Source organism: Pseudomonas sp. MBLB4136 (assembly GCF_051904765.1).
Taxonomy (GTDB): Bacteria; Pseudomonadota; Gammaproteobacteria; order Pseudomonadales; family Pseudomonadaceae; genus Aquipseudomonas.
Window position 1 is genome coordinate 4,399,563 of record NZ_CP196713.1, and the last position, 24,373, is coordinate 4,423,935.

Here is a 24,373-nt window from a genome sequence, read left to right on the forward strand (position 1 = left end):
TGGTCTTTCCTTAAGCCGCACCCGACCTGGGCGCGACGGTTAGCGAAAACAGTCCGGTTCAGTTGTCCTGGTGCCGGCCCAGGCGCGCCTCGACACGCCGCAGCAGGCGGCGGATGACCTCGACGATCAGCAGGTAGAGCACTGCGGCCCACAGATAGAGCTGGAAGTCGAAGGTGCGCGAGAAGGCCAGCTTGGTGATGCCCATCAGGTCATAGATGGTGACCAGGGAGGCGATCGCGCTGGCCTTGACCATCAGGATCAACTCATTGCCCAGGGGGCCGACGGCCAGCAGCAGCGATTGCGGCAGGATCACCTTGAAGAAGGTGGTACGCCGGCTCAGCCCCAACGCCGCGGCGGCTTCGTGCTGCCCGCGGGCCACCGCCTGCAGGCTGCCCCGCAGGATCTCCGCCTGGTAGGCCGCCGTATTCAGGGTGAACGCCAGCAGCGCGCAATACCAGGCGTCGCGGAAGAACCACCACAGACCCAGGTCCTGCCACAACTCGCGAAACGAGCCCAGGCCGTAATAGAGCATGAACAGCTGCGCCAGCAACGGCGAGCCGCGGAAGAAGTAGATATAGGCGCCGGTCGCCCCGCGCAGCACGGCGTTGCGCGACAGGCGCCCGAGCGCCAGCAGCAGCCCGAGCGCCAGCCCCAGACTGAAGGAGATGGCCACCAGCTTGGCGGTCACCAGCAAACCGTCGAGCATCCGTGCGCCGTAACGCTCGAACAGCTCCGGGTCGAAGAACAGCTGCAAGATTTCCGTGGCACTCATGCCTGCGCGCTCCTGTGACCGAGGCTGTAGCGCTTCTCGGCAAAGCTGAACACCCGGCCGGACAGCGCCGAGAAGAACAGGTACAGCAGACAGGCGGCGAAGTAGAACAGCATCGGCTCCTTGGTGGCACTGACTGCCAGGTTGGTCTGGCGCATCAGGTCGACCAGGGAGATGGTCGAGACCAGCGAGGTGTCCTTGAGCAGGGTCAGCCAGTTGTTCGACAGCCCCGGCAGGGCGACCCGCACCAACTGCGGCAGTATCACCTTGCGAAAGGTCTGCCAGCGCGACAGGCCCAGCACGCTCGCCGCCTCGTACTGGCCCTTGCCCAGGGTCTTGAAGGCAGCCAGCCAGACCTGGCTGGAAAACGCGGCGAACACCAGGCCGAAGGCGATCATCGCGGCGACGAAGGCATTGATGCTGACCTCTGTGCTGTAGCCCCAATAGGCCAGCAGTTTTTGCACGGCGATCTGACAGCCGTAGTAGACGATCAGCAGGGTGAGCAGCTCCGGCAGACCGCGGAACACCGTGGCGAACAGCGTGGACAGCGCCCGCGGCAGGCGCTTCTTCGAACGCGCCGCCACCGCCACCGCCAGACCCAGCGGCAGGCCCAGCGGCAGGCAGCACAGCGCCAGGGAGATGGTCACCAGGGCGCCGGCCAGCAGGGCCAGGCCCCAGCCACCGTCGCCGAATAGTAGTAGGGAGAAGGATTCCGGCATCTTGGTAACCTCTGAATGTCCTGCCTAGGCAGGCAGGTCACGAAACCGCGGGGCGCGCTCGCCCGCGACCGCCAAGGGTCACGAACGGACGAGCCACGCTGGGTTCATACGAGCGCCTGACGGCAACGCTCTTTCAATAGATGTCGAAGGGGAAATACTGGCTGACGATCCGCGCATAGGTGCCGTTGGCGCGAATCTCCGCCAGGGCCTTGTTCAGCTGCTCGCGCAGCGCCCGATCGTCCTTGCGCACGGCGATGGCCACATCATCGTCACTGCCCTGGATGTCGCCGAGCAGCTTGCAACAGTCCTTGCCGCTCTTGCCCAACCAGTCGAGCAGCGGAAACTTGTCGTTGACCACCGCATCCAGGCGGCCGTTGGCCAGGTCGTTGTTGGCGTCGTCCTGGGTCGGATAGAGCTTGACCTCGGCGCCCGCAGCGCCATAGACGTCCTCGGCGTAGATGCTCTGGGTCGAGGACGACTGGGCGCCGACTATCTTGCCGTCCAGCGAAGCCGGCGTGGTATCGGCCAGCGCGGAGTCCTCGGGCACCGCCACAGCCAGGCGGGTGCGGTAATAGCGATCGGTAAAGCTGATCTGCTTCTGCCGCTCCTCGGTCACCACCATGGACGCCACCACAGCGTCGTACTTCTTGGCCATCAGCGCCGGGATGATGCCGTCCCAGTCCTGCGCCACCAGGGTGCATTCCACCTTCATCTGGCTGCACAGCGCCTTGGCGATATCCACATCGAAGCCATGCAGCTCATTGTTCGAGTCGACATAGTTGAAGGGCGGATAGGCACCTTCGGTGGCGATACGCAACGGCTCTGCCTGGGCGGCTCCCAGGGCGCCGAAGGTCAGTGCACATGCGGCTGCTAAACCCATGACTCGATTCATGCTTCACCTCTACTTGTTGTTATGGCTTTTCTTGCTGAATCCCGGCGACGTGGTGTAGCCGACAAACTCGTTATGCAGTGCGGCGGTGGCCTCCAAGCGTGCCTCGACGCCAGGGCCCAGATTGCGGAACACCTCGTTGACCAGCAGATGGACCAGCGACAGCATCGCCGCCGTCGACTCCCAGAACAGGTTCATTTCGGTGGGCACGCGAAACACCTCGTCGGCATGCGCGTCCGCCCACTCGCAATAGGGGTCGGTCACCAGGGTCACCTTGATGCCCGCCTCGCGCGCCTTGCGGCAAAGCAACTGGGCGTGCTGCGAATAGCGGCGGGCCTCGAACACCAGCAGCGCGGTCTGCCCCGGCTGGCTGAGCAACACTTCGCCGAAGTGCCCGGATGCGCCATCGACCAGCTGCACCCCGTCGCGCAGGTACTGCAACAGGTGCACGGCCGACACGGCGATACCGCGCTCGGTCTGGAAGCCGGCGACAAATACCCGCGAGGCGCCCGCCAGGCGCTGCGCCACGGCCTGCCACTGGGGGCTGCGGCTGTGCTCGTAGACCTGCACCAACGACGCGATTTCCAGCTCGAGACTGCGCGAGGCGTTCTGCGCATCCTGGCCGCTGTGCTGCTGGAATTCCTTGAGCCGATCACCGATCAACCAGGGGCTATCGCCCAGGTCCTCCTTGAGGTCGTTCTTCAACGCCTTGAAGTGGCTGTAGCCAAGGGCCCGGCAGAAGCGCCCGACCGTGGACTCGCTCACCCCGAGCCGGTCGGCGATGGCCGCGGATGTCTGGAATGGCAGCTCGTTGAGATTGGCCAGCATGTAGTTGGCAATCGTCCGCCCCGAGGCGGTCGACTGCTCCAGGCTGCTCTCGAGACGTTGTTTGACCGATTGCTTCATGAATGACCCTCCGTTGCCATCTAACCTGAATGTTTTCTGTCATTCAGTCAAGCATTGACAGCAAACTTGCACGAACGGATAGTGAGCCGCCGCTGTGCGCTCACGCCAGGCCACTGCGCCGGCACAACCCACCTCTTCCCAACGCTCCAGGAGTAGCCCCATGCCCCCCGCCGTCCAGCTGGAAACCATCGGCTTCGCCGAGCTGAGCACCCTGCTCGCCGCCATCTTCGAGCGTCACGGCACCTCGCCCCACGTCGCTCGCTGCCTGGCAGACAACTGCGCCAGCGCGCAACGCGACGGCTCCGACAGCCACGGCATCTTCCGCATCCCCGGCTACCTGTCGAGCCTGGCCAGCGGCTGGGTCGACGGCCGGGCCGAGCCAGTGGTGGAAGACCTGGCGCCGGCCTTCGTCAGCGTCGACGCCGCTGGCGGCTTCGCCCAACCGGCCCTGGCCGCCGCTCGCCCGTTGCTGGAAGAAAAAGCCAGAGCGGCGGGTATCGCCCTGCTGGCCATCCGCAACTCGCACCACTTCGCCGCGCTCTGGCCGGACGTCGAACCCTTCGCCCAGCAGGGCCTGGTCGCCCTGTCCTTCGTCAACAGCTTCGCCTGCGTGGTGCCCCACGGCGGCCATAGCGCACTGTTCGGCACCAACCCGATTGCCTTCGCCGCCCCCCGCGCGCAGGGCCAACCGCTGGTCTTCGACCTGGCCACCAGCGCCATCGCCAATGGCGACGTGCAGATCGCCGCCCGCGCCGGTCACCGGCTGCCCGAGGGTTATGGCGTCGACCACCACGGCCAGCCCACCCGCGAGCCCCAGGCGATTCTCGACGGTGGCGCCCTGCTGCCGTTCGGCGGCTACAAGGGTTCGGCCCTGTCGATGATGGTCGAACTGCTGGCCGCCGCCCTGACCGGCGGGCACTTCTCCTTCGAGTTCGACTGGTCGGGCCATCCCGGCGCGCAGACGCCCTGGACCGGACAGCTGCTGATCGTCATCGACCCCAGCCACGGCGCCGGCAACAACTTCGCCGCCCGCTGCGAACAGCTGATCGCCCGCATGCACGGGGCCGGACAGCAGCGCCAACCTGGTGATCGCCGCTATCAACAACGCCTCCGGAGCGAACGGCATGGCATCAACCTGCCTGCGGACGAAGTGAACAGGTTGCGCCGGCTGGCCTTCGGTGACGCCTGAGCCACTCGCGCTCCATCCGCCCGGGGCGCGGCCATGGCACTACACCGCGCCCCTTCTGCGCACCTGTCCCCCCCAACAGCGCCCGGTTCCGCTCACAAGGTGCCCGGCACCGCTGCGGTGCGTGTCGTCGGGTGCCTTGCCCAAGATTGATTGTTACCGCCCTGCACATCGCCCTCACGCTCGCGCCAAGCTGAACTAGGCTTAGCAACAGCGGCAGCGCCGTCGCACGCCGCCGGGTGGGACTGGCGTACTTATTGCTTTTGGTTATGTCCATCACGACTGTTCGTAACAATCGAGAGCGGTTGGTCGAATCATTGAGTCGGGCCAAGGCCAAGAGCCGGAAGCCTGTTTTGATCGGAGGCTAGGGAGGGATATGGCGGACCAGGCTGGGCAAAAAGCGTTCCTGCAATTCACCAATGTGAAGAAGACCTACGACCACAAGACCCTGGTGGTCAAGGACTTCAACCTGGACGTGGCCAAGGGCGAGTTCATCACCCTGCTCGGCCCTTCCGGCTCGGGCAAGACCACCTGCCTGATGATGCTCGCCGGCTTCGAAGACGTGACCAGCGGCGAAATCCTGATCAACGGCCGTTCGGTCACCAGCATCGCCCCCTATCAGCGCAACATCGGCATGGTGTTCCAGCAGTACGCGCTGTTCCCGCACATGACCCTGCGCGAGAACCTCGCCTACCCGCTGAAGATCCGCAAACGGCCCAAGGAGGAGATCCGCGCCAAGGTCGACGAATACCTGGCCCTGGTCGAACTGCAGGACTTCGGCGGGCGCTACCCCGGCCAGCTGTCCGGCGGCCAGCGCCAGCGCGTGGCCCTGGCCCGGGCGCTGATCTTCGCCCCGGACATCGTGCTGATGGACGAACCCCTCGGCGCCCTGGACAAGAAACTGCGCGAGCAGATGCAGTTCGAGATCAAGCGCCTGCACGAGCAACTCGGCTTCACGGTGATCTACGTCACCCACGACCAGACCGAAGCCCTGACCATGAGTGACCGCATCGCCGTGTTCAACAACGGCATCGTTCAGCAATGCGCCGCGCCCGACGTGCTCTACGAGCGCCCGGCCAACCTGTTCGTGGCCGACTTCATCGGCGAGAGCAACAAGCTCAAGGGCACCATCGAAGCGGTCGGCGACGAGACCGTCAGCGTGCGCCTGGAAGACGGTGCCCAGGTCAACACCCTGAAGGCCAACTGCACCGAAGTCGGCCTGCCGACCATGGTGTCGGTGCGTCCGGAGAAACTCACCTTCACCGACCGCCTCGGCAGCGCCGGCAATCAGGTCAAGGCACGCTTCGTCACCCGCCACTACGTCGGCGAATACATCCGCTACCACTTCGAGACCGCCGACGGCACCGAGCTGGTGGTAAAGAACCTGAACGACAGTTCAGCCCCGCAACTCAGCGCCCAGGACGAGGTTGCCCTGGCCTGGCTGCCGCAGGACAGCCAGGCCCTGGACCGCCCCGCCGTTCCGACGGCGTCGTGATAACACAACAACAGGCAATGGAGCACAGCAATGGCTAGATCACTGACTACCAGCTTTTCCGCATTCGCCCTGGCTGCGGCGTTGGGCACGGCGTCCTTCGCCGCCAGCGCCGAGGAAAGCCTGACCGTGGTGTCCTGGGGCGGCGCCTACGGCGCGGCGCAGAAGAACCACATGATCGACCCGTTCCAGAAGGACACCGGGATCAAGGTGCTGTTCGAGGACTATTCCGGCGGCGTGGCGGAAATGAAGGCCCAGGTCGAGTCCGGCAACATCCAGTGGGACGTGGTCGACGTCGAGGTGATCGACCTCGAGCGGGCCTGCTCCGAGGGCCTGCTGGAAACCATTCCGCGCGACATCCTGCCGGCCGGCGCCGATGGCACCCCGGCTGAGAAGGACTTCATCCCCGAAGCCCTGGCCAGTGAGTGCGCCATCGGCAACATCGTCTGGTCGGTGGTCTTCGCTTACAACAAGGACACCATCGGTGGCACCCCCGCCGCCTCCATCGAGGACTTCTTCGACACCAAGAAGATTCCCGGCAAGCGCGCCATGCGCAAGCGCCCGCAGGTCAACATGGAATGGGCCCTGCTGGCCGATGGCGTAGCGCCTGAAGAGGTCTACGAGGTGCTGGCCACCCCGGAAGGCCAGCAACGCGCCCTCGACAAGCTGGCCACCATCAAGAACGACATCGTCTGGTTCGACTCCTGGTCGCAGGCTCCGCAACTGCTCAACGACGGCGGCGCGGTGCTGGTGCAGTCGGCCAACGGACGTTTCTATGACGCCATCCGCCAGGAAGGCAAACCCTTCGAGATCGTCTGGGATGGCCACGTCTATGACCTCGACGCCTGGTCGGTGCTCAAGGGCTCGCCGAAGAAGGACCTGGCCTTCAAGTTCATCGCCTACGCGACCCAGTCCAAGCCGCTGGCCGGCATGTCGGACGTGGCCTACGGCCCGACCCGCAAGTCCTCCGCGCCGATGATGGACCCAGCCGCCGCCCCGCACCTGCCGACCGCTCACCTGGATGTCGGCCTCCAGGCCGGCTCGGAGTTCTGGGCCGACTACGGCGAGTCCCTCGGCGAGAAGTTCAACGAGTGGCTGCTCAAGTAACACTCCCAGGCCCTCATCCCCGCCCCGGGGATGAGGGCCGCCACCGCGTCGTTTAGGAGTCGCCGCTTGTCTTCCCTGACCACCACCGAAGCCGGCCAGGCCGCCAGCGCCCGACGCAAGAAGCGCATCACCGCCTTCCTGTTCGTCGTACCACTGCTCGCCTTCATCCTGCTGACCTTCGTCGCCCCGATCGGCACCATGCTCTGGCGCAGCGTGCACCACCCGACCGTGGCCGAACTGATCCCCCAGACCCTGGCCGAACTCGAGCGCTGGGACGGCAAGACCACCCCCGACCCGCAGACCTTCACCGTGTTCGCCACGGAACTGCAGGGCCTGGCCGAACAACGCCTGTCCGGCAAGCTGGCCGAAGAGTTCAACCGCGCCTATGCCGGCATGTCCAGCGTGGTCAAGTCCACCGCGCGCAAGGTGCGCCGGCTCGATGCCGAGCAACTGGCCAGCCAGGGCGCCGAGACCGTGCTCGAGGCCCATCGCAACTGGCAGAAACCGGCGCTGTGGTTCGCCATCCAACGCGCCGGCCAGGCCTACACCTACGACTACTACCTCACCGCCCTCGACCTGGAACTGCACCCCGAGCAGGGCATCCAGATGCGTGAGGACACGCAGATCTATGTCCAGCTGTACACCAAGACCCTGAACATGGCGCTGGTCATCACCCTGCTCTGCGCCCTGCTCGGTTATCCGCTGGCCTACTACCTTGCCGGCCTGCCGGAGAACCGCGCCAACCTGTTGCTGGTGCTGGTATTGCTGCCCTTCTGGACCTCGCTGCTGGTGCGCACCACGGCCTGGATCGCCCTGTTGCAGACCAACGGTGTGATCAACTCCTTCCTGCTCGGCACCGGCCTGATCGGCGCACCCTTCGAGATGCTCTACACCTCGTTCGCCACCGTGGTGGCGATGACCCACATCCTCCTGCCGTTCATGATCCTGCCGCTGTACAGCGTCATGCGCGGCATCGACCCGAGCTACCTGCGCGCCGCCATGTCGCTCGGTGCCCGGCCGATTCCGGCCTTCGTCCGCATCTACTTCCCGATGACCCTGCCGGGGCTCAGCGCCGGGGCGCTGCTGGTGTTCATCATCTCGGTCGGCTACTACATCACCCCGGCGCTGGTCGGTGGTACCGATGGCCAGATGATCAGCAACATCATCGCCTTCCACATGCAGCGCTCGAACAACTGGGAACTGGCCGCCGCCCTCGGCTCGCTGCTGCTGGGACTGATCCTGGTGCTGTACTGGCTGTACGACCGTTTCGTCGGCGCCAGCAATATCAAGCTGGGCTAGGAGCAGACAAACGATGAGCAAGATTCCCGCCTACTTCGGCTTCTGGCACCGCTTCGGTGCCTGGCTGCTGCAGACCAGTTCCTGGCTGGTGCTGCTGTTCCTGATCCTGCCGATCCTGGTGATAGTGCCGCTGTCGTTCAACGTCGAGCCGTTCTTCAGCTTCACCGAGGGCATGCTGCGCCTGCAGCCCGAGGCCTACTCGCTGCGCTGGTACGAGCAGATCTTCAAGGACCCGAAATGGATCCTGGCGATCCAGAACAGCTTCTTCATCGGCTTCTTCGCCACCCTGATCGCCACCGCCCTAGGCACCTGCGCCGCGGTCGGCCTGTCGCGCGACGACATGCCCCAACGCCGGCTGATCACCGCCCTGCTGCTGTCACCGATGATCGTGCCGCTGATCATCACCGCCGCCGGCATGTTCTTCTTCTATGCCGACCTGGGCCTGGCCGGCAGCTACCTGGGGGTGATCCTGGCGCACGCGGCGCTGGGCACGCCCTTCGTGATCATCACCGTCACCGCCACCCTGACCGGCTTCGACTACTCCCTGGTGCGCGCGGCGATCAACCTGGGCGCCACCCCGCTGCGGGTGTTCTTCGACATCATCATGCCGCTGATCCGGCCCGGGGTGATCTCCGGCGCGCTGTTCGCCTTCATCACCTCCTTCGACGAGGTGGTGGTGATCCTGTTCATGGCCGGCCCCCAGCAGCGCACCATCCCGCGGCAGATGTTCTCGGGCCTGCGCGAGCAGATCAACCCGAGCATCCTGGCCATCGCCACGTTGCTGATCCTGGTGTCCATTGCCCTGCTGGTGACCATCGAGTTGCTGCGTCGGCGCGCCGAGCGCCTGCGCGGCATCGAGCTGATCGAGTAGCCCCGACGTCGGACCACGCTTTCACCCGCGCGCCGCCTGGGATTAGAATCCCTCTACCCTGCCCCAACCCAGGCGGACTCCTGAGCCCAGGCCGAGCGAGCGGTGATCCCGTCCAGCCATTCGGCCCCGCCCCCTCGCAGACGCTCACTGGTGTTTGCCAGCGGCGCGCATCGCGCTCAACATACGTACTACCAGCGGGACTCGAACCCGTGACCTGAACAGCCTCCCCAGGATTGACCGCCATGCCCGATTACCGCTCGAAAACCTCCACCCACGGCCGCAACATGGCCGGCGCCCGCGCCCTCTGGCGCGCCACCGGGATGAAGGACGAGGACTTCAAGAAGCCCATCATCGCCGTCGCCAACTCCTTCACCCAGTTCGTCCCCGGCCACGTGCACCTGAAGGACATGGGCCAGCTGGTCGCCCGCGAGATCGAGAAGGCCGGCGGCGTGGCCAAGGAATTCAATACCATCGCCGTCGACGACGGCATCGCCATGGGCCATGACGGCATGCTCTATTCCCTGCCGAGCCGCGAGATCATCGCCGACTCCGTGGAATACATGGTCAACGCCCACTGCGCCGACGCCATCGTCTGCATCAGTAACTGCGACAAGATCACCCCCGGCATGCTGATGGCCGCCCTGCGTCTGAACATCCCGGTGGTGTTCGTCTCCGGCGGGCCGATGGAAGCCGGCAAGACCAAGCTGGCCAGCCACGGCCTGGACCTGGTCGACGCCATGGTGGTGGCGGCCGACGACACCGCCAGCGACGAGAAGGTCGCCGAGTACGAGCGCAGCGCCTGCCCGACCTGCGGCAGCTGCTCCGGCATGTTCACCGCCAACTCGATGAACTGCCTGACCGAGGCCCTGGGCCTTTCCCTGCCGGGCAACGGTTCGACCCTGGCCACCCACAGCGACCGCGAGCAGCTGTTCCTGCGCGCCGGCCGCCTGGTGGTCGAACTGTGCCAGCGCTACTACGGCGAAGGCGACGAGGGCGTGTTGCCGCGCAATATCGCCAACTTCAAGGCCTTCGAGAACGCCATGATGCTGGACATCGCCATGGGCGGTTCGACCAACACCATCCTGCACCTGCTGGCCGCCGCCCAGGAAGGCGAGGTGGACTTCGACCTGAAGGACATCGACCGCCTGTCGCGCCAGGTGCCGCAGCTGTGCAAGGTGGCGCCGAACATCCAGAAGTACCATATGGAAGACGTCCATCGCGCCGGCGGCGTGTTCGGCATCCTCGGCGAACTGGCCCGCGGCGGCCTGCTGCACACCGACGTGGCTACCGTGCACAGCCCCAGCATGGCCGACGCCATCGCCGACTGGGACATCACCCAGACCCAGGACGAGGCCGTGCACACCTTCTTCAAGGCGGGCCCGGCCGGCATCCCGACCCAGACCGCGTTCAGCCAGAGCACCCGCTGGGACAGCCTGGACGACGACCGCGAGAACGGCTGTATCCGCAGCGTCGAGCACGCCTATTCGCAGGAAGGCGGCCTGGCCGTGCTCTACGGCAACATCGCCCTGGACGGCTGCGTGGTGAAGACCGCCGGGGTCGACGAATCGATCCTCGAGTTCGAGGGCACGGCGAAGATCTACGAGAGCCAGGACAGCGCCGTGCGCGGCATCCTCGCCGACGAGGTCAAAGCCGGCGACATCGTGATCATCCGCTACGAAGGGCCGAAAGGCGGCCCGGGCATGCAGGAGATGCTCTACCCCACCAGCTACCTGAAGTCCAAGGGCCTGGGCAAGGCCTGCGCCCTGCTCACCGACGGCCGCTTCTCCGGCGGCACCTCGGGCCTGTCCATCGGCCATGCCTCGCCGGAGGCCGCCGCCGGCGGCGCCATCGGCCTGGTACAGGAAGGCGACAAGGTGAAGATCGACATCCACAACCGCAGCATCAACCTGCTGGTCAGCGATGAAGAACTGTCCCACCGCCGCCACGCCCAGGACAAGAAGGGCTGGAAGCCGGTCGAGGCCCGCCCGCGCAAGGTCACCACCGCGCTCAAGGCCTATGCCCTGCTCGCCACCAGCGCCGACAAGGGCGCGGTTCGCGACAAGAGCCTGCTGGACGGCTAAATGCCGAGTCCATGAAAAAGCCCGGCCAATGGCCGGGCTTTTTTCTGCCTGGGCGCGAAGTCTAGCGTCTGCTCCAGGTCTCGAAGGCGTGGGCCGGCGCGGCGTCCTGCGCCACCTGTTCGCTGCTCGAGTCCAGCTGCCAGTCGCGCTCGCTGAACTCGGGGAAGAAGGCGTCGCCCTCGGGGCTGAGGCGCACGCGGGTCAGATACAGGCGATCGGCGCGTTCCAGGCCCTGGGCATAGAGCTGCGCGCCGCCGATCAGCATCAGCTCCTCGGCGCCGGTTTCGCGGGCCCAGGCCTCGGCCCGCTGCAACGCCCCATCGAGGCAGGCGAACACCTCGGCACCCTGCAGCTGCAACCCCGGCTGGCGGCTGACCACCAGATTGAGGCGGCCCGGCAGCGGCCTGCCGAGGGAGTCCCAGGTCTTGCGACCCATGATGATCGGCTTGCCCAGGGTCAGCGCCTTGAAGTGCTTGAGGTCGGCCGGCAGGTGCCAGGGCAGTTGATTGTCGCGGCCGATCACCCGGTTATCGGCGAGGGCGGCGATCAGACAGAGAGGCAGGGAAGTTTTCATGGCCGCGAGGATACCCACTCGGCGCCGATGATTGAAGCCTCGGCGCCGTCAGGGCTTCTTGCACACCACCCGGTTGCGCCCCTGTTCCTTGGCCAGGTACAGGGCCTCGTCGGCCACGCGCAGAGCGTCCTCCAGGCTCTGGCGTGGCTGCGGGATCAGGTAGGCCAGGCCGATGCTGAGGGTGACCACGGCGGCCGCATCCGACTGCCCATGGGGCAGGCCCAGGGCCTCGGTGGTGCTGCGGATCTTCTCCAGAATCAGCAGCATCTGCTCTTCGCCCAGGTCGTACCAGCAGCCGACGAACTCTTCGCCACCGTAGCGGGCGGTGCAGTCCAGCGGACGCCTGACGTGCTCGCCTATCACCCTGGCGACCTGGCGCAGCGCCTCGTCACCGGCGGCATGGCCGTAGTGGTCGTTGTAGCGTTTGAAGAAATCCACATCCATCATCACCAGCCCCAAGGCGCGCCCCTCGCGCTGGGCCTGCCGCCAGCTGCGCTCGGCGCGCTCGGTGAAGGCGCGGCGATTGAACAGGCCGGTGAGAAAGTCCTTGTCCGCCAGGTCCTGGAGCAAGCCAAGGGCGAGAAAATTCAGCCGTGTGGCGTACTCCAGGAAATAACAGCCGACCGAGCCGATGACGTTGGCCAACGCAAGGAACAATAAATTGTTGAGCAGCACTTCCGTCACTGTATCGAAGGTCAGTTCCACCGCCAGGTAAGCAAAAAATATCAACCAGCCGCACAACACCGCGGTGGTGAATCGCAGACCGATTAGAAAATAGAAGAAGACGGTGACCAGGATGATGCCCTCATAGGGCAAGGAGAAAGCATGGTGGCGAGCGACGCCGATAATGCCCACCCCCGCCAACCCGCACAGCAAGGCCACGGTGCCGCCGATTATCTGCAGATAATCACGCAGCTCACGGCGGTAGGTGGCCAACCAGGCGAGCGTCAGCATTGGCTGAATCACCCCCAGGCGCAGACTGAGGAGCCGGTCGTTCAGCTGCTCCGGCAGAGTTATGAAATCCAGCACGGCAAACAGCAGTGCCAGCACCATGGCCACCAACAGCGCCCAGCGCATCCGCACCAGAAAGGCATTGGCGTGATAACGCCGGAACGCCGGCTCCAGCTCGTCCGTAAAGCTTAGGGTACGGAAGCCCTGATGATGCTGACGCAGGTAGGGGGAGTCCTGATTGACCCAATCCAGATGCGGTAACTTCACGGCGGCACTCGCATTATTGTTCGGTTGGACAGTCGGCACCGGGCGACCCGCCGCCTGGCCAAGCGGCCTGGCTGGGGAAGTATAGCGGCGTGGCCGTGCCATGGCTGCGACCGTGCGGTTATGCTCTGTTTTCCACCCGCCACTGGAACGTCGCGTGAGCCCAACCGAGAAGCCGAGCCTCAATCTACTGCAACGCCTGTGGCTGAGCGAAGCGATTCGCCTGCGCGAGGAGCAGGCCGGCCCGCTGGAGGATGGCGAAGCCAACCGCCGAGCCCGTGCCGCGGGGGGCAACCTGGCCGCACGCATCCAGGCCCGCGCGCTGCTGCTCGCCGAACGTGACGGCCTGTTGCTGGCGCTGCGGCACTGGCAGCAGGGTGCCCGCCTCGCCCTGGCCACCCTGCTGCTGCTGGCTCTGCTCAGTGGCGGCGGACTGGCCGTGGCCGCCCTGGGCGACGGCCAGCGCCCGGTCAACGTGTTCTGGGCCCTGGGCAGCCTGCTGGGCCTCGACTTGCTGCTGCTACTCGGCTGGGGCCTCGGTCTGCTGCTGGGCGGCGACAACGCCAGCGCCCTCGGCCGCCTGTGGCTGTGGCTCAGCGACAAGCTCGCCCGCGATGCCCGCTCCGCGCAGCTGGCCCCGGCGCTGCTCCTGCTGCTGCAACGCGCCCGCCTGGGCCGCTGGGGACTCGGCGTGCTGGTGCACGGCCTGTGGCTGCTGGCCTTGCTCGCCGCCCTGCTGAGCCTGCTGGCCCTGCTCGCCACCCGCCGCTATGGCTTCATCTGGGAGAGCACGATTCTCGGCGGCGACACCTTCATCGCCCTGACCCAGGCCCTGGGCGCTCTGCCGGGGCTGCTCGGCTTCGCCCTGCCGGACGCCGAGCTGATCCGCGCCAGCGGCGCCGGTGCCCTGACCAGCGAGGCGGCGCGCCACGGCTGGGCGGCCTGGCTGCTCGGCGTGCTGCTGGTCTATGGCCTGCTGCCGCGCCTGCTGCTGATGCTGCTGTGCCTGTGGCGCTGGCGCCGCGGCGGTGCGCGCCTGGTCCTGGACACAAGGCTGCCCGGTTACGACCTGCTGCGCGAGCGCCTGCTGCCGGGCAGCGAGCGCCTCGGCGTGTGCGACGCGGCGCCCGCTGCCACAACCCAGGAGCCGGCAGCGGCGGGCCCGCAGGGCAGCGAGGGGGCATTGCTGGTGGCCGTCGAGCTGGACGAGCGCCGCCTCTGGCCGCCGAGCCTGCCCGCGGGCGTCGGCGACGCCGGGGTGATCGACAGCCGCGAACAGCGCCAGCGCCTGCTCGAACAGCTCAGCCGCTTTCCGCCGGCGCGCCTGCTGGTGGCCTGCGACCCACGCCGCTCGCCGGACCGCGGCAGCCTGGCGCTGCTTGGCGAGCTGGCGCGCAGCGCCGGCGCCACGCGCATCTGGCTGCTGCCGGCGCCGCCCGGGGAAGCCCTGGACGCCGCGCGCCTGGCCGACTGGCACGACGCCCTGGCGCTGCTGCAATTGCCCCACGGCGACGCGGCGCCCCTGACCTGGCTGGAGACGGGCCATGACTAGCCCCCTGAGACTGGCCGTGGTCGGCCACACCAATGTCGGCAAGACCTCGCTGCTGCGCACCCTGACCCGCGACGTCGGTTTCGGCGAGGTGTCGCCCAGGGCCAGCACCACCCGTCACGTCGAGGGCGCACGGCTGTCGGTGGACGGCGAGGCGCTGCTGGAGCTGTACGACACCCCCGGCCTGGAAGACGCCATCGCCCTGCTCGACTACCTGGAGCGCCAGGACCGACCCGGCGAACGCCTCGACGGGCCGGCGCGCCTGGCCCGCTTCCTCGACGGCAGCGAAGCGCGCCAGCGTTTCGAGCAGGAGGCCAAGGTGCTACGCCAGCTGCTGGCTTCCGACGCCGGGCTCTACGTGATCGACGCCCGCGAGCCGGTGCTGGCCAAGTACCGCGACGAACTGGCGGTGTTGAGCATGACCGGCCGCCCGCTGCTGCCGGTCCTCAACTTCGTCGCCAGCGGCGCGCATCGCGAAGCGGACTGGGCCACGGTCCTGGCCCGCCTGGGCCTGCATGCCCGGGTCGCCTTCGACACGGTGGCGCCACCCGAAGACGGCGAGCGACGCCTGTACCAGAGCCTGGCGCTGCTGCTGGACAAGGCCCAGGCGCCACTGCAGCGCTTGATCGACGATCACCAGGCGCAACGCACAAGCCGCCGACACGCCGGCGCCCGGCTGATCGCCGAACTGCTGATCGACTGCGCCGCCTGCCGCCGCAGCGTCGCCGCGCAGGCCGAGCCGGAGCGCCAGGCGATCGAACAGCTACGCGAGGCCATCCGTGAGCGCGAACAGCGCTGTGTCGAGGCCCTGCTGCGGCTCTACGCCTTCCGCCCGGAAGATGCCCGGGCCGGCGAGCTGCCGCTGCTCGACGGCCGCTGGGGCGATGACCTGTTCAACCCGGAAACCCTTCGGCAGCTCGGCCTCAAGGTCGGCGGCGGCATGGCCGCCGGCGCGGCAACCGGCGCCGGCATCGACCTGCTGGTCGGCGGCATCACCCTCGGCGCCGCCGCGCTGATCGGCGCCCTGGCCGGCGGCGGACTGCAGACCGCGCGCAACTACGGCACCCGCCTGCTCGGCAAGTTTCGCGGCGAGCATGAACTGACGGTGGACGATGCGGTGCTGCGTCTGCTGGCCCTGCGCCAGTGCCAGCTGCTGGACGCCCTGGCGGCCCGCGGCCACGCGGCCACCACGACCCTGCGCCTGGAATCGCCGGCCGACGTGGATTGGCGCGACGAGCCGCTGCCCGAGCCGCTGCGCAGAGCCCGCGCCCACCCGCGCTGGTCGAGTCTGCAGCCACGCCACTGGCGCGACTCCGAGGAACGGCGCGAAGCGGTCGAGCAGCTCGCTCATCAGCTGCTCACCGGCGTTGCCCAGACTCAGGGCCGACCCAGGTAGAGCTCCTTGGTCTTGCGCCAGTCATCGCTGCCGGTGACTCGCAGGATCGCCTGGCTGAGCTGCTCGCGGTAGGGGCTGCCGCTGGCCAGGGCGAAGGCGTAGGACTGGTTCTCGAAGGTACCGGGCAGCACCCGCAGCCCCCCCTGGCCCAGCTCACCATTGCGGTACTGCAGGATCGGCAGGTCGTAGACCACCGCGTCGGCCTCGCCCTGTTGCACCGCGCGCATGGCGCTCAGCAGGTTCGGGTAGTCGCTGTGGCGGATACGCTGATTCTCCAGGTAGCGTGCGCTGACCGTCTTGTCGATGGTCGCGACATGGGCCCGGCGCAGGTCATCGGTGCCCTGGATGCCGCCCTGCAGGTTGCCCACCGTCAGGGTGCTGGTCACCGCCGCGGTGAAGGTCGACACCATGATCAGGCCGGCGAACATCCACACCAGGCCGATCAGGCGCCCGCCGAGGGTCACCGGGGCCTTGTCGCCATAGCCGACCGTGGTCATGGTCACCGCCGCCCACCAGAAGCTGGAGCCCAGGCCCTGGGCCGGGCTGCCGCCGAACTGCTCCTGATTGCGCCGCCGCTCGAACAGCCAGACCAGGGCGCCGACCAGCAGCAACAGGGCCGCCAGCCCCAGCACCAGGCTGAGGAACTGCCAGGACAACAGCGCCCTCAGGGCATGCCAGCCGCCGCCCTCGCCCTCGCGCGGCACCGCGATGGCCAGGCCGGTCTGGTAGAAGGGGTGGGTGAAGTCGAAGCGCGCCTCGCGCTCGGCGGTCATGGTCAGGGCGCCGACCACCACGTCGAGTTTGTCGGCCTCGAGGCTCGGCAGCAGCTCCTGGAACGCCATCGGCTGCAACTCGAAGCGATAACCGGCCTGGGCGGCGATTTCCTGCCACAGGTCGATGCTGATACCGCGCCACTGGCCGTTCTCCTCCTGGATGACGAAAGGCGGCACTTCGCTGATACCCACGCGCAATAGCGGCCCGGACGGCTCGGCCGCCCAGCTCGGCAGAACCAGCCAGAACAGCAGCACGGCGCTCAGAATCCTCGGCATAAACAGCTTCCTCCCCAACACACAAAGCCGTCAGGGTAACAAATGCTTCGCCGCCGCCCACCCGCCAATGACCGAAGCGGGGCCTGGTCGGAGGCCGAACCGCCATGCCCAGGTGATACCGCCCAGTCCCGCGCCCCGACAAAAAGCCTGCGGGGCTCGGCGCTGAGCATCAGGCCGCCCGGAAGGCGGTCATACCGCGACCGGCGCCTTGATATGCGGATGGGACTGGTAACCGACCAGCTCGAAGTCCTCGTAGCGGAAGGCGAACAGGTCCTGCACCGCCGGATTGAGCTTCATCGTCGGCAGCGGCAGCGGCTCGCGGCTCAGCTGCAGGTCGGCCTGTTCGAGGTGGTTGGCGTACAGGTGGCAGTCGCCGCCGGTCCAGACGAACTCGCCGGGCTGCAGGTCGCAGACCTGGGCGACCATCAGGGTCAGCAGTGCGTAGCTGGCAATGTTGAAGGGTACGCCGAGGAAGATGTCCGCCGAACGCTGGTACAGCTGGCAGCTCAGCCGGCCCTCGGCGACGTAGAACTGGAACAGCGCGTGGCACGGTGGCAAGGCCATCTGCTCGATCAGCGCCGGGTTCCAGGCCGAGACGATCAGCCGCCGCGAATCCGGGTTGCGCTTGATCATCTCGATCAGCTGGCTGATCTGGTCGATCGACTCGCCGTTCGGCGCCGGCCAGTTGCGCCACTGGTACCCGTACACCGGCCCGAGGTCGCCGTTCTCGTCGGCCCACTCGTCCCAGATGCTGACGCCGTGGTCCTTCAGGTACTTGATGTTGGTGTCGCCCTTCAGGAACCACAGCAGCTCGTGGATGATGGACTTGACGTGGCACTTCTTGGTGGTGACCAGGGGAAAGCCCTCGGCCAGGTCGAAGCGCATCTGCTGGGCGAACAGGCTGTAGGTGCCGGTGCCGGTGCGGTCGCTCTTGAAGGTGCCGGTCTCGCGCACCCGGCGCATCAGGTCGAGATACTGTTTCATCGGGTGGCTCCCTGACGGTGGTAGGCGAAGGCGATCAGACCGAGGCCGCCGAGGATCATCGGCAGGCTCAGCACCTGGCCCATGGTCAACCAGCCCCAGGCCAGGTAGCCGAGCTGGGCGTCCGGCACCCGGACGAACTCGACGATGAAGCGGAAGATGCCGTAGCACAGGGCGAACATGCCCGAGACCGCCATGGTCGGCCGGGGCTTGCGCGAGTAGAACCAGAGGATGGCGAACAGCGCCACGCCCTCCAGGGCGAACTGGTACAGCTGCGAGGGATGACGGGCCAGCTGCTGCGGATCTGTGGGGAAGACCATGGCCCAGGGCAGGTCGGTGGCCTTGCCCCACAACTCGGCATTGATGAAGTTGCCGATCCTGCCCGCGCCCAAGCCGATGGGGACGAGCGGTGCCATAAAGTCCATCAGCTGGAAGAAGCCCTTGTCGTTGCGGCTGCCGAACCACCAGGTGGCCAGCAGCACGCCGATAAAGCCGCCGTGGAACGACATGCCACCCTTCCACACCTGGAGGATCAGGCTCGGTTGCTCGAGGTAGGCGGCCAGGTCGTAGAACAGCACATAGCCCAGGCGGCCGCCGAGGATCACGCCCATGGCTACCCAGAACACCAGGTCGGAAAGCTTCTCCTTGTTCCAGCGCGGTTCGAAGGCTTGCAGCCGGCGCGAAGCCAGCCACCAGGCGCCGCCGATGCCGATCAGGTACATCAGGCCGTACCAATGGATCTTCAGCGGTCCCAGGGCTATGGCCACCGGGTCAATCTGCGGGTAAGGCAGCATGCAACACTCCTCAAATCAGGAAATTCAGGCCCACGCCGAACAGCAGCAGGGCGAACAGACGCTTGAGCACGCGCGGCGACAAGCGGTGCGCCAGGCGCGCACCGAAGCGCGCGAAGAACATGCTGGTACAGGCCACCCCAGCCAGTGCCGGCAAATACACGTAGCCCAGACTCCAGGCCGGCAGCTCGGCATTGTCCCAGCCCAGCCACATGAAACTCAGCGCTCCGACCGCGGCGATCGGCAGACCGCAGGCAGCCGAGGTGGCCACCGCCTGCTGCATCGACAGGCTGCGCCAGACCAGAAAAGGCACGCTGAGCGAGCCACCGCCGATGCCGAAGATCGCCGAGGCCCAGCCGATCAGGCCGCCGGCGGCGCCCAGGCCGACCTTGCCCGGCACCGTGCTGCCGGCCTTGGGGCGCAGGTCCAGGGCCATCTGAATCGACACGCAGATCGCGAACATGCCGATGATCCGCTGCAGCATCGGTCCCTGGATAGCGGCGGCGGTGAGCGAGCCCAGGCCGGCGCCGAGGACAATGCCGAGGGTCATCCAGGCGAACACCGGCCAACGCACCGCGCCCTTGCGGTGGTGTTCGACGACCGAGTTGATCGAGGTGAAGACGATGGTCGCCAGGGAGGTGCCGACCGCCAGGTGGGTCAGCACCAGCGGATCGAAACCCTGGGCGCTGAAACTCAGCACCAGCACCGGCACGATGATCATCCCGCCGCCGACCCCGAACAGGCCCGCCAGCACCCCCGCGGCCGCTCCCAGCAGCAAATACAGCAACAGCTCCATCGAGGCCCCCGCAAGCAAAGCGGCATGGTAACGGAAGCGGGCATCCGCACTCCACCGCCGCAGACCGCAGGCGGGTCGCCTGCCGCCGCGCCCGGCCGCAACATCGCGCCTTCAGCCACGAGAGGGGGACCGTTCGACCTCGCAAATTGGCCCGTTACCCCTTCCCCTAGCCGGCCGTCAGCCCTAAGCTGTCGGGCGAATGTTGGGCGCTTCAGGAGCGAACTGTCACAACAGGAAAACGCATCTGCTGGAACTGGACTCTGGCCCGCCTGGGCCGCAGTGAGGTCACGGTCGGCTACCGAGACACACCTTCAGAGTCCCGTCACTCAAGGAGTTTCTATGTGCCTGATCGTATTCGCTTGGCGCCCCTCGCACCCCTTGCCACTGGTGCTGGCCGCCAACCGCGACGAATTCTATGACCGGCCGAGCCAGCCACTGGCCCCCTGGGAAGACGCCCCGGGCATCTACGGCGGACGGGACCTGCAAGCCGGCGGGACCTGGCTGGCGGTGGGCCCCCAGGGCCGCTACGCCGCCCTGACCAATATTCGCGACCCGCGGCAGCCGCCGTTCGGCCGCTCGCGCGGCGAGCTGCCGGTGCAATTCCTGCGCGGCGAGCTTGGCCCCGAGGCGTTCCTGGCCGAGCTGGCCGAGCGCGCCGGGGACTATTCGGCATTCAACCTGCTGGTCGGCGACGCCCGGCAACTGTGGCTGCTGAACTCCCGCGAGGGCACCCCGCAGCAGCTTTCCGAAGGCATCTACGGCCTGTCCAACGCCGCCCTGGACACGCCCTGGCCAAAGGTCGAGAAGGGCAAGGCGCTGCTCAGCGAGTGCCTGATCGAACCCCAGGCACCATCACTCCTGGACCTGCTGCACGACCCTCAGCAACCGCCGGATTCCGCGCTGCCCGACACCGGTGTCGGCCTGAATACCGAGCGCCTGCTCTCAGGTATCTTCATCGCCACGCGCAGCTACGGCACCCTCGCCAGCACGGCGCTGATGGTGCGCGCCGACGGTTCGCGGCAACTGGTCGAGCGGCGCTACGGCCCCTATGGCAAGCCGTTGGGCGAGATCGAGTTCGAATGCTGAGGAGGTCCGGCGGACCGGACGCCAAGCACGCTATCAGGCCTGAATATCCGACGCCGGATTGATCATGCGTCCCAGGCCCAGATTTCTCAGGGCCAGCTGCAGGGTACTGTGGATCAGGTGCGGGTTGTCGATGCTCATCACCTGGGCCAGCAGCTCCTTGGCCTTGCCCAGGCTGATCTGGCGCAGCAGCCACTTGACCTTGGGCAGGTTGGTGGCGTTCATCGACAGGCTGTCGAAGCCCATAGCCATCAGCAGCACCGCCGCCGCCGGGTCCCCGGCCATCTCGCCGCAGATGCTCACCGGCTTGCCTTCGGCATGGGCGTCGCTGATCACCTTGCCCAGCGCCTGCAGCACGGCCGGGTGGAAGAAATCGTAGAGGTCGGCGACCCGCGGATTGTTGCGATCCACCGCCAGCAGGTACTGGGTCAGGTCGTTGGAGCCGACCGAGAGGAAGTCCACCTGGCGCGCCAGCTCGCGGGTCTGGTAGACCGCCGCGGGAATCTCGATCATCACCCCGACCGGCGGCAGCGGCACGTCGGTGCCCTCGTCGCGCACCTCGCCCCAGGCGCGGTGAATCAGGTGCAGGGCCTCCTCCAGCTCCTGGATGCCGGAGATCATCGGCAGCAGGATGCGCAGGTTGTTCAGGCCCTCGCTGGCCTTGAGCATGGCACGGGTCTGCACCAGGAAGATCTCCGGGTGGTCGAGGGTCACGCGGATACCGCGCCAGCCGAGAAAGGGGTTTTCTTCCTTGATTGGGAAATAGCTCAGCGCCTTGTCGCCACCGATGTCCAGGCTGCGCATGGTCACCGGCAGCGGATGGAAGGCGGCCAACTGCTCGCGGTAGATGGCCAGCTGCTCCTTCTCGCTGGGAAAGCGCTCCTTGATCATAAACGGCACTTCGGTGCGGTACAGGCCGACGCCCTCAGCGCCGCGCTCCTGGGCCCGTTTCACATCGGCGAGCAGGCCGGTGTTGACCCACAGCGGCATGCGGTGGCCGTCCAGGGTCTCGCAGGGCAGGGCGCGCAGGGCATCCAGGCCCTGGGTCAGCTGGCGCTCTTCCTCGACCACATCGGCGTACTGCTTGCGCAGCAGCTCGCTGGGGTTGGTGAATACCTCGCCGTGGTAACCATCGACGATCAGCTGGATGCCGTCGATCTTCGAATAGGGCAGATCGACCGCGCCCATCACCGTGGGAATGCCCATGGCGCGGGCGAAGATCGCCACATGGGAGTTGCCCGAGCCGAGCACCGAGACCAGGCCGACCAGCTTGCCCTCGGGCACCTCGCCGAGCATGGTCGGCGACAGTTCCTCGCTGACCAGGATGCAGTTGTCCGGGTACTCCAGGGTCTGCTGGCGCGCCTGCTGCAGGTAGGCGAGCAGGCGGCGGCCGAGGTCCTTGACGTCGGAGGCGCGCTCGCGCAGGTAGGCGTCGTCCATCAGCTCGAAGCGGTTGACGTGCTCGCCGACCACCTGACGCAGAGCGCCCTGGGCCCACTGACCGGTGCGGATGACGTTGACCACCTCGTTACCCAGGGCGGCGTCTTCGAGCATCATCAGGTACACGTCGAACAGCGCGCGCTCTTCCGGGCGCAACTGGCTGGCCATCTTGCTCGAGAGGTTGCGCATGTCCGCGCGCACCCCTTCCAGGGCGGTATTGAACAGCGCCAGTTCGGCGTCTATGTCATCGATGGCCTTGTCCGGCACCACCTCCAGGTCAGCCGGCGGCAGCACCACCACCGCGGTGCCGACCGCGGCGCCGGGCGACCCGGGCACGCCGATGAACTTGGCTTCCTGGATGCCCTTGCCCTGGCGACCCAGGCCGCGAATCGAGCCGGTCGCCTCGGCATGGGCGATGACCCCAGCGAGCTGCGCGCTCATGGTCACCAGGAAGGCCTCTTCGCCCTCGTCGAACTGGCGACGCTCCTTCTGCTGGATCACCAGCACGCCCATCACCCGCCGGTGGTGGATGATCGGGGCACCGAGGAAGGAGGCGAAACGCTCCTCGCCGGTCTCGGCGAAGTAGCGGTAGCGCGGATGGGCGGCGGCGTCCTCGAGGTTCAGCGGCTCCTCGCGGGTGCCGACCAGGCCGACCAGGCCCTCGCTGGGCGACATGCTGACCTTGCCGATGGAACGCTTGTTGAGGCCTTCGGTGGCCATCAGGACGAAGCGGTTGGTTTCCGGGTCGAGCAGGTAGACCGAGCAGACCTGGCTGCCCATGGCCTCCCTGACGCGCTGCACGATGATGCCCAACGCCGCCTTGAGGTCCTTGGCGGCATTAACTTCCTGGACGATCTTGCGCAGCGTATTGAGCATGGCTCGGCTCTAGTCAGTGTCAGTCCCGCGCCAACAGGCGCGGAGCGAGTTCCTTGAGGGCGCGACGGTAGACTTCGCGCTTGAATGTGACCACCTGGCCCAATGGATACCAGTAACTGACCCAGCGCCAGCCATCGAACTCCGGCTTGCCGGTCAGGTCCATGCGCACCTTGTTCTCGTCCGACTGCAGGCGCAGCAGGAACCATTTCTGTTTCTGGCCGATACACAGCGGCTGGCTGTGGGTGCGGACCAGACGTTGAGGCAGACGATACCGCAACCAGCCACGGGTGCAGGCGAGAATTTTCACATCCTCCTGCTCCAGGCCGACTTCCTCATTCAATTCACGAAACAGCGCTTCTTCCGGCGACTCATGGTCGTTGATCCCGCCTTGCGGGAACTGCCAGGCGTCCTGGTTTATCCGACGCGCCCAGAGCACCTGGCCGACATCATTGGTCAAGATGATGCCGACATTAGGGCGAAAACCATCAGGGTCGATCACGGCGCACAACCTCGTAAACGCATGTTTCGGCATTGTTCCACAAAGCCCGCGGCAGCGGCAACGCGGCCGTCCGCTAAGTAGGAATGGCCCGGAAAAGCCGCTATTCTGGCGCCCCTCGGCTTCTGCAATAAAAGGTGATCCGCGTGCGCTTGGCCCTCTTCGACCTCGATAACACCCTGCTCGGCGGCGACAGCGACCACGCCTGGGGCGACTACCTGTGCGAGCGCGGCATCCTCGACGGCGTGGCCTACAAGGCGCGCAACGACGCCTTCTACGAGGATTACCTGGCCGGTCGCCTGGACATTCGCGACTACCTGAACTTCAGCCTGGAGATACTCGGGCGCAGCGAAATGGCCCAGCTCGAACAGTGGCACCGCGAGTTCATGCGCGACTGCATCGAGCCGATCATCCTGGCCAAGGGCGAAGCCCTGCTGGAAGAGCACCGCGCCGCCGGCGACAAGCTGCTGATCATCACCGCCACCAACCGCTTCGTCACCGCGCCGATCGCCGCACGCCTGGGCGTCGACACCCTGCTGGCCACCGAGTGCGAAATGGCCGACGGCCGCTACACCGGCCGCACCACCGACGTGCCCTGCTTCAAGGAGGGCAAGGTCACCCGCCTCAACCGCTGGCTCGCCGAAACCGGCATGAGCCTGGACGACAGCTGCTTCTACAGCGACTCGATGAACGACCTGCCGCTGCTCGAGCGGGTGACCCGGCCGGTGGCGGTCGACCCCGATGCCAAGCTGCGCGCCGAAGCGCAGAGCCGCGGCTGGCCGATCATCTCGCTACGCTAGACGCCGCC

At 66.8% G+C, this 24,373-nt stretch carries 22 protein-coding genes; 10 read left to right on the forward strand and 12 right to left on the reverse strand.

The window, feature by feature from the left end; genetic code table 11:
• Window positions 1-58: 58 nt before the first annotated feature.
• The 4 genes from ACSX1D_RS20175 to ACSX1D_RS20190 all read right to left on the reverse strand — a co-directional run bounded on the left by ACSX1D_RS20175 (window position 59) and on the right by ACSX1D_RS20190 (window position 3,283).
• Window positions 59-772 (reverse strand): ABC transporter permease, encoded by a 714-nt coding sequence (locus tag ACSX1D_RS20175; protein ID WP_439860151.1) that lies wholly within the window; start codon window positions 770-772, stop codon window positions 59-61.
• Window positions 769-1,488, reverse strand: coding sequence for an ABC transporter permease (locus tag ACSX1D_RS20180; protein WP_439860152.1), 720 nt, complete (start codon window positions 1,486-1,488; stop codon window positions 769-771). Before ACSX1D_RS20180 ends, ACSX1D_RS20175 begins: the two co-directional genes overlap by 4 nt.
• A gap of 133 nt (window positions 1,489-1,621) precedes the next feature.
• Window positions 1,622-2,380 (reverse strand): ABC transporter substrate-binding protein, encoded by a 759-nt coding sequence (locus tag ACSX1D_RS20185; RefSeq protein WP_439860153.1) that lies wholly within the window; start codon window positions 2,378-2,380, stop codon window positions 1,622-1,624.
• A gap of 9 nt (window positions 2,381-2,389) precedes the next feature.
• On the reverse strand, window positions 2,390-3,283 hold the full coding sequence (locus ACSX1D_RS20190; RefSeq protein WP_439860154.1) for a MurR/RpiR family transcriptional regulator: 894 nt from the start codon (window positions 3,281-3,283) through the stop codon (window positions 2,390-2,392).
• A 160-nt stretch (window positions 3,284-3,443) separates the two neighbouring features.
• Here ACSX1D_RS20190 and ACSX1D_RS20195 point away from each other — a divergent pair, with 160 nt between their 5' ends.
• The 6 genes from ACSX1D_RS20195 (at window position 3,444) to ilvD (ending at window position 11,319) form a co-directional block, all read left to right on the forward strand.
• A complete protein-coding gene (locus tag ACSX1D_RS20195) occupies window positions 3,444-4,472 on the forward strand; it encodes an Ldh family oxidoreductase (protein WP_439860155.1) in 1,029 nt (342 codons plus the stop codon).
• Between the two features lie 373 nt (window positions 4,473-4,845).
• A complete protein-coding gene (locus ACSX1D_RS20200) occupies window positions 4,846-5,964 on the forward strand; it encodes an ABC transporter ATP-binding protein (RefSeq protein WP_439860156.1) in 1,119 nt (372 codons plus the stop codon).
• 30 nt (window positions 5,965-5,994) lie between these two features.
• Window positions 5,995-7,068: an ABC transporter substrate-binding protein gene (locus ACSX1D_RS20205; RefSeq protein WP_439860157.1), complete on the forward strand. Its 1,074-nt coding sequence runs from the start codon at window positions 5,995-5,997 to the stop codon at window positions 7,066-7,068.
• A 66-nt stretch (window positions 7,069-7,134) separates the two neighbouring features.
• Complete coding sequence (locus tag ACSX1D_RS20210; protein WP_439860158.1) at window positions 7,135-8,367, forward strand: ABC transporter permease; 1,233 nt, start codon at window positions 7,135-7,137, stop codon at window positions 8,365-8,367.
• A 13-nt stretch (window positions 8,368-8,380) separates the two neighbouring features.
• Window positions 8,381-9,238, forward strand: coding sequence for an ABC transporter permease (locus tag ACSX1D_RS20215; protein WP_208707362.1), 858 nt, complete (start codon window positions 8,381-8,383; stop codon window positions 9,236-9,238).
• A 242-nt stretch (window positions 9,239-9,480) separates the two neighbouring features.
• Window positions 9,481-11,319 (forward strand): dihydroxy-acid dehydratase, encoded by a 1,839-nt coding sequence (gene ilvD / locus ACSX1D_RS20220; RefSeq protein WP_439860159.1) that lies wholly within the window; start codon window positions 9,481-9,483, stop codon window positions 11,317-11,319.
• 61 nt (window positions 11,320-11,380) lie between these two features.
• Here the strand turns inward: ilvD and ACSX1D_RS20225 are convergent, their stop codons facing one another.
• Both ACSX1D_RS20225 and ACSX1D_RS20230 read right to left on the reverse strand, forming a co-directional pair.
• Window positions 11,381-11,905, reverse strand: a complete 525-nt coding sequence (locus ACSX1D_RS20225) for a dihydrofolate reductase (protein WP_439862374.1) — start codon at window positions 11,903-11,905, stop codon at window positions 11,381-11,383.
• 36 nt (window positions 11,906-11,941) lie between these two features.
• Window positions 11,942-13,111, reverse strand: coding sequence for a diguanylate cyclase (locus tag ACSX1D_RS20230; protein ID WP_439860160.1), 1,170 nt, complete (start codon window positions 13,109-13,111; stop codon window positions 11,942-11,944).
• A 154-nt stretch (window positions 13,112-13,265) separates the two neighbouring features.
• On the opposite strand from ACSX1D_RS20230, the gene ACSX1D_RS20235 reads away from it, so the two are divergent.
• On the forward strand, window positions 13,266-14,660 hold the full coding sequence (locus ACSX1D_RS20235; RefSeq protein WP_439860161.1) for a DUF2868 domain-containing protein: 1,395 nt from the start codon (window positions 13,266-13,268) through the stop codon (window positions 14,658-14,660).
• On the forward strand, window positions 14,653-16,053 hold the full coding sequence (locus ACSX1D_RS20240; RefSeq protein WP_439860162.1) for a GTPase/DUF3482 domain-containing protein: 1,401 nt from the start codon (window positions 14,653-14,655) through the stop codon (window positions 16,051-16,053). The genes ACSX1D_RS20235 and ACSX1D_RS20240 overlap by 8 nt, the downstream gene beginning before the upstream one ends.
• On the opposite strand, the gene ACSX1D_RS20245 is transcribed toward ACSX1D_RS20240, so the two are convergent.
• From ACSX1D_RS20245 to ACSX1D_RS20260, 4 genes are all read right to left on the reverse strand, one after another.
• Window positions 16,035-17,102: a transporter substrate-binding domain-containing protein gene (locus ACSX1D_RS20245; protein ID WP_439860163.1), complete on the reverse strand. Its 1,068-nt coding sequence runs from the start codon at window positions 17,100-17,102 to the stop codon at window positions 16,035-16,037. The genes ACSX1D_RS20240 and ACSX1D_RS20245 overlap by 19 nt on opposite strands.
• 189 nt (window positions 17,103-17,291) lie before the next feature.
• Window positions 17,292-18,086: a thymidylate synthase gene (locus tag ACSX1D_RS20250; protein ID WP_439860164.1), complete on the reverse strand. Its 795-nt coding sequence runs from the start codon at window positions 18,084-18,086 to the stop codon at window positions 17,292-17,294.
• Entirely contained in the window at window positions 18,083-18,877 is a 795-nt protein-coding gene (gene lgt / locus ACSX1D_RS20255; RefSeq protein ID WP_439860165.1) for a prolipoprotein diacylglyceryl transferase, read from the reverse strand. Before lgt ends, ACSX1D_RS20250 begins: the two co-directional genes overlap by 4 nt.
• Window positions 18,878-18,887: 10 nt before the next feature.
• The gene (locus ACSX1D_RS20260; RefSeq protein WP_439860166.1) at window positions 18,888-19,670 is read right to left on the reverse strand and encodes a sulfite exporter TauE/SafE family protein; all 783 of its coding nucleotides are present in this window, start codon (window positions 19,668-19,670) and stop codon (window positions 18,888-18,890) included.
• A 339-nt stretch (window positions 19,671-20,009) separates the two neighbouring features.
• Here ACSX1D_RS20260 and ACSX1D_RS20265 point away from each other — a divergent pair, with 339 nt between their 5' ends.
• Window positions 20,010-20,756, forward strand: coding sequence for an NRDE family protein (locus tag ACSX1D_RS20265; RefSeq protein WP_439860167.1), 747 nt, complete (start codon window positions 20,010-20,012; stop codon window positions 20,754-20,756).
• Between the two features lie 33 nt (window positions 20,757-20,789).
• Here the strand turns inward: ACSX1D_RS20265 and ptsP are convergent, their stop codons facing one another.
• The gene (gene ptsP / locus ACSX1D_RS20270) at window positions 20,790-23,069 is read right to left on the reverse strand and encodes a phosphoenolpyruvate--protein phosphotransferase (protein WP_208707373.1); all 2,280 of its coding nucleotides are present in this window, start codon (window positions 23,067-23,069) and stop codon (window positions 20,790-20,792) included.
• A 19-nt stretch (window positions 23,070-23,088) separates the two neighbouring features.
• A complete protein-coding gene (locus ACSX1D_RS20275) occupies window positions 23,089-23,568 on the reverse strand; it encodes an RNA pyrophosphohydrolase (protein ID WP_208707374.1) in 480 nt (159 codons plus the stop codon).
• Window positions 23,569-23,711: 143 nt separating this feature from the next.
• Between ACSX1D_RS20275 and ACSX1D_RS20280 the strand changes: the two genes are divergently transcribed.
• Complete coding sequence (locus ACSX1D_RS20280) at window positions 23,712-24,365, forward strand: HAD family hydrolase (RefSeq protein ID WP_439860168.1); 654 nt, start codon at window positions 23,712-23,714, stop codon at window positions 24,363-24,365.
• The last annotated feature ends 8 nt before the right edge of the window (window positions 24,366-24,373 follow it).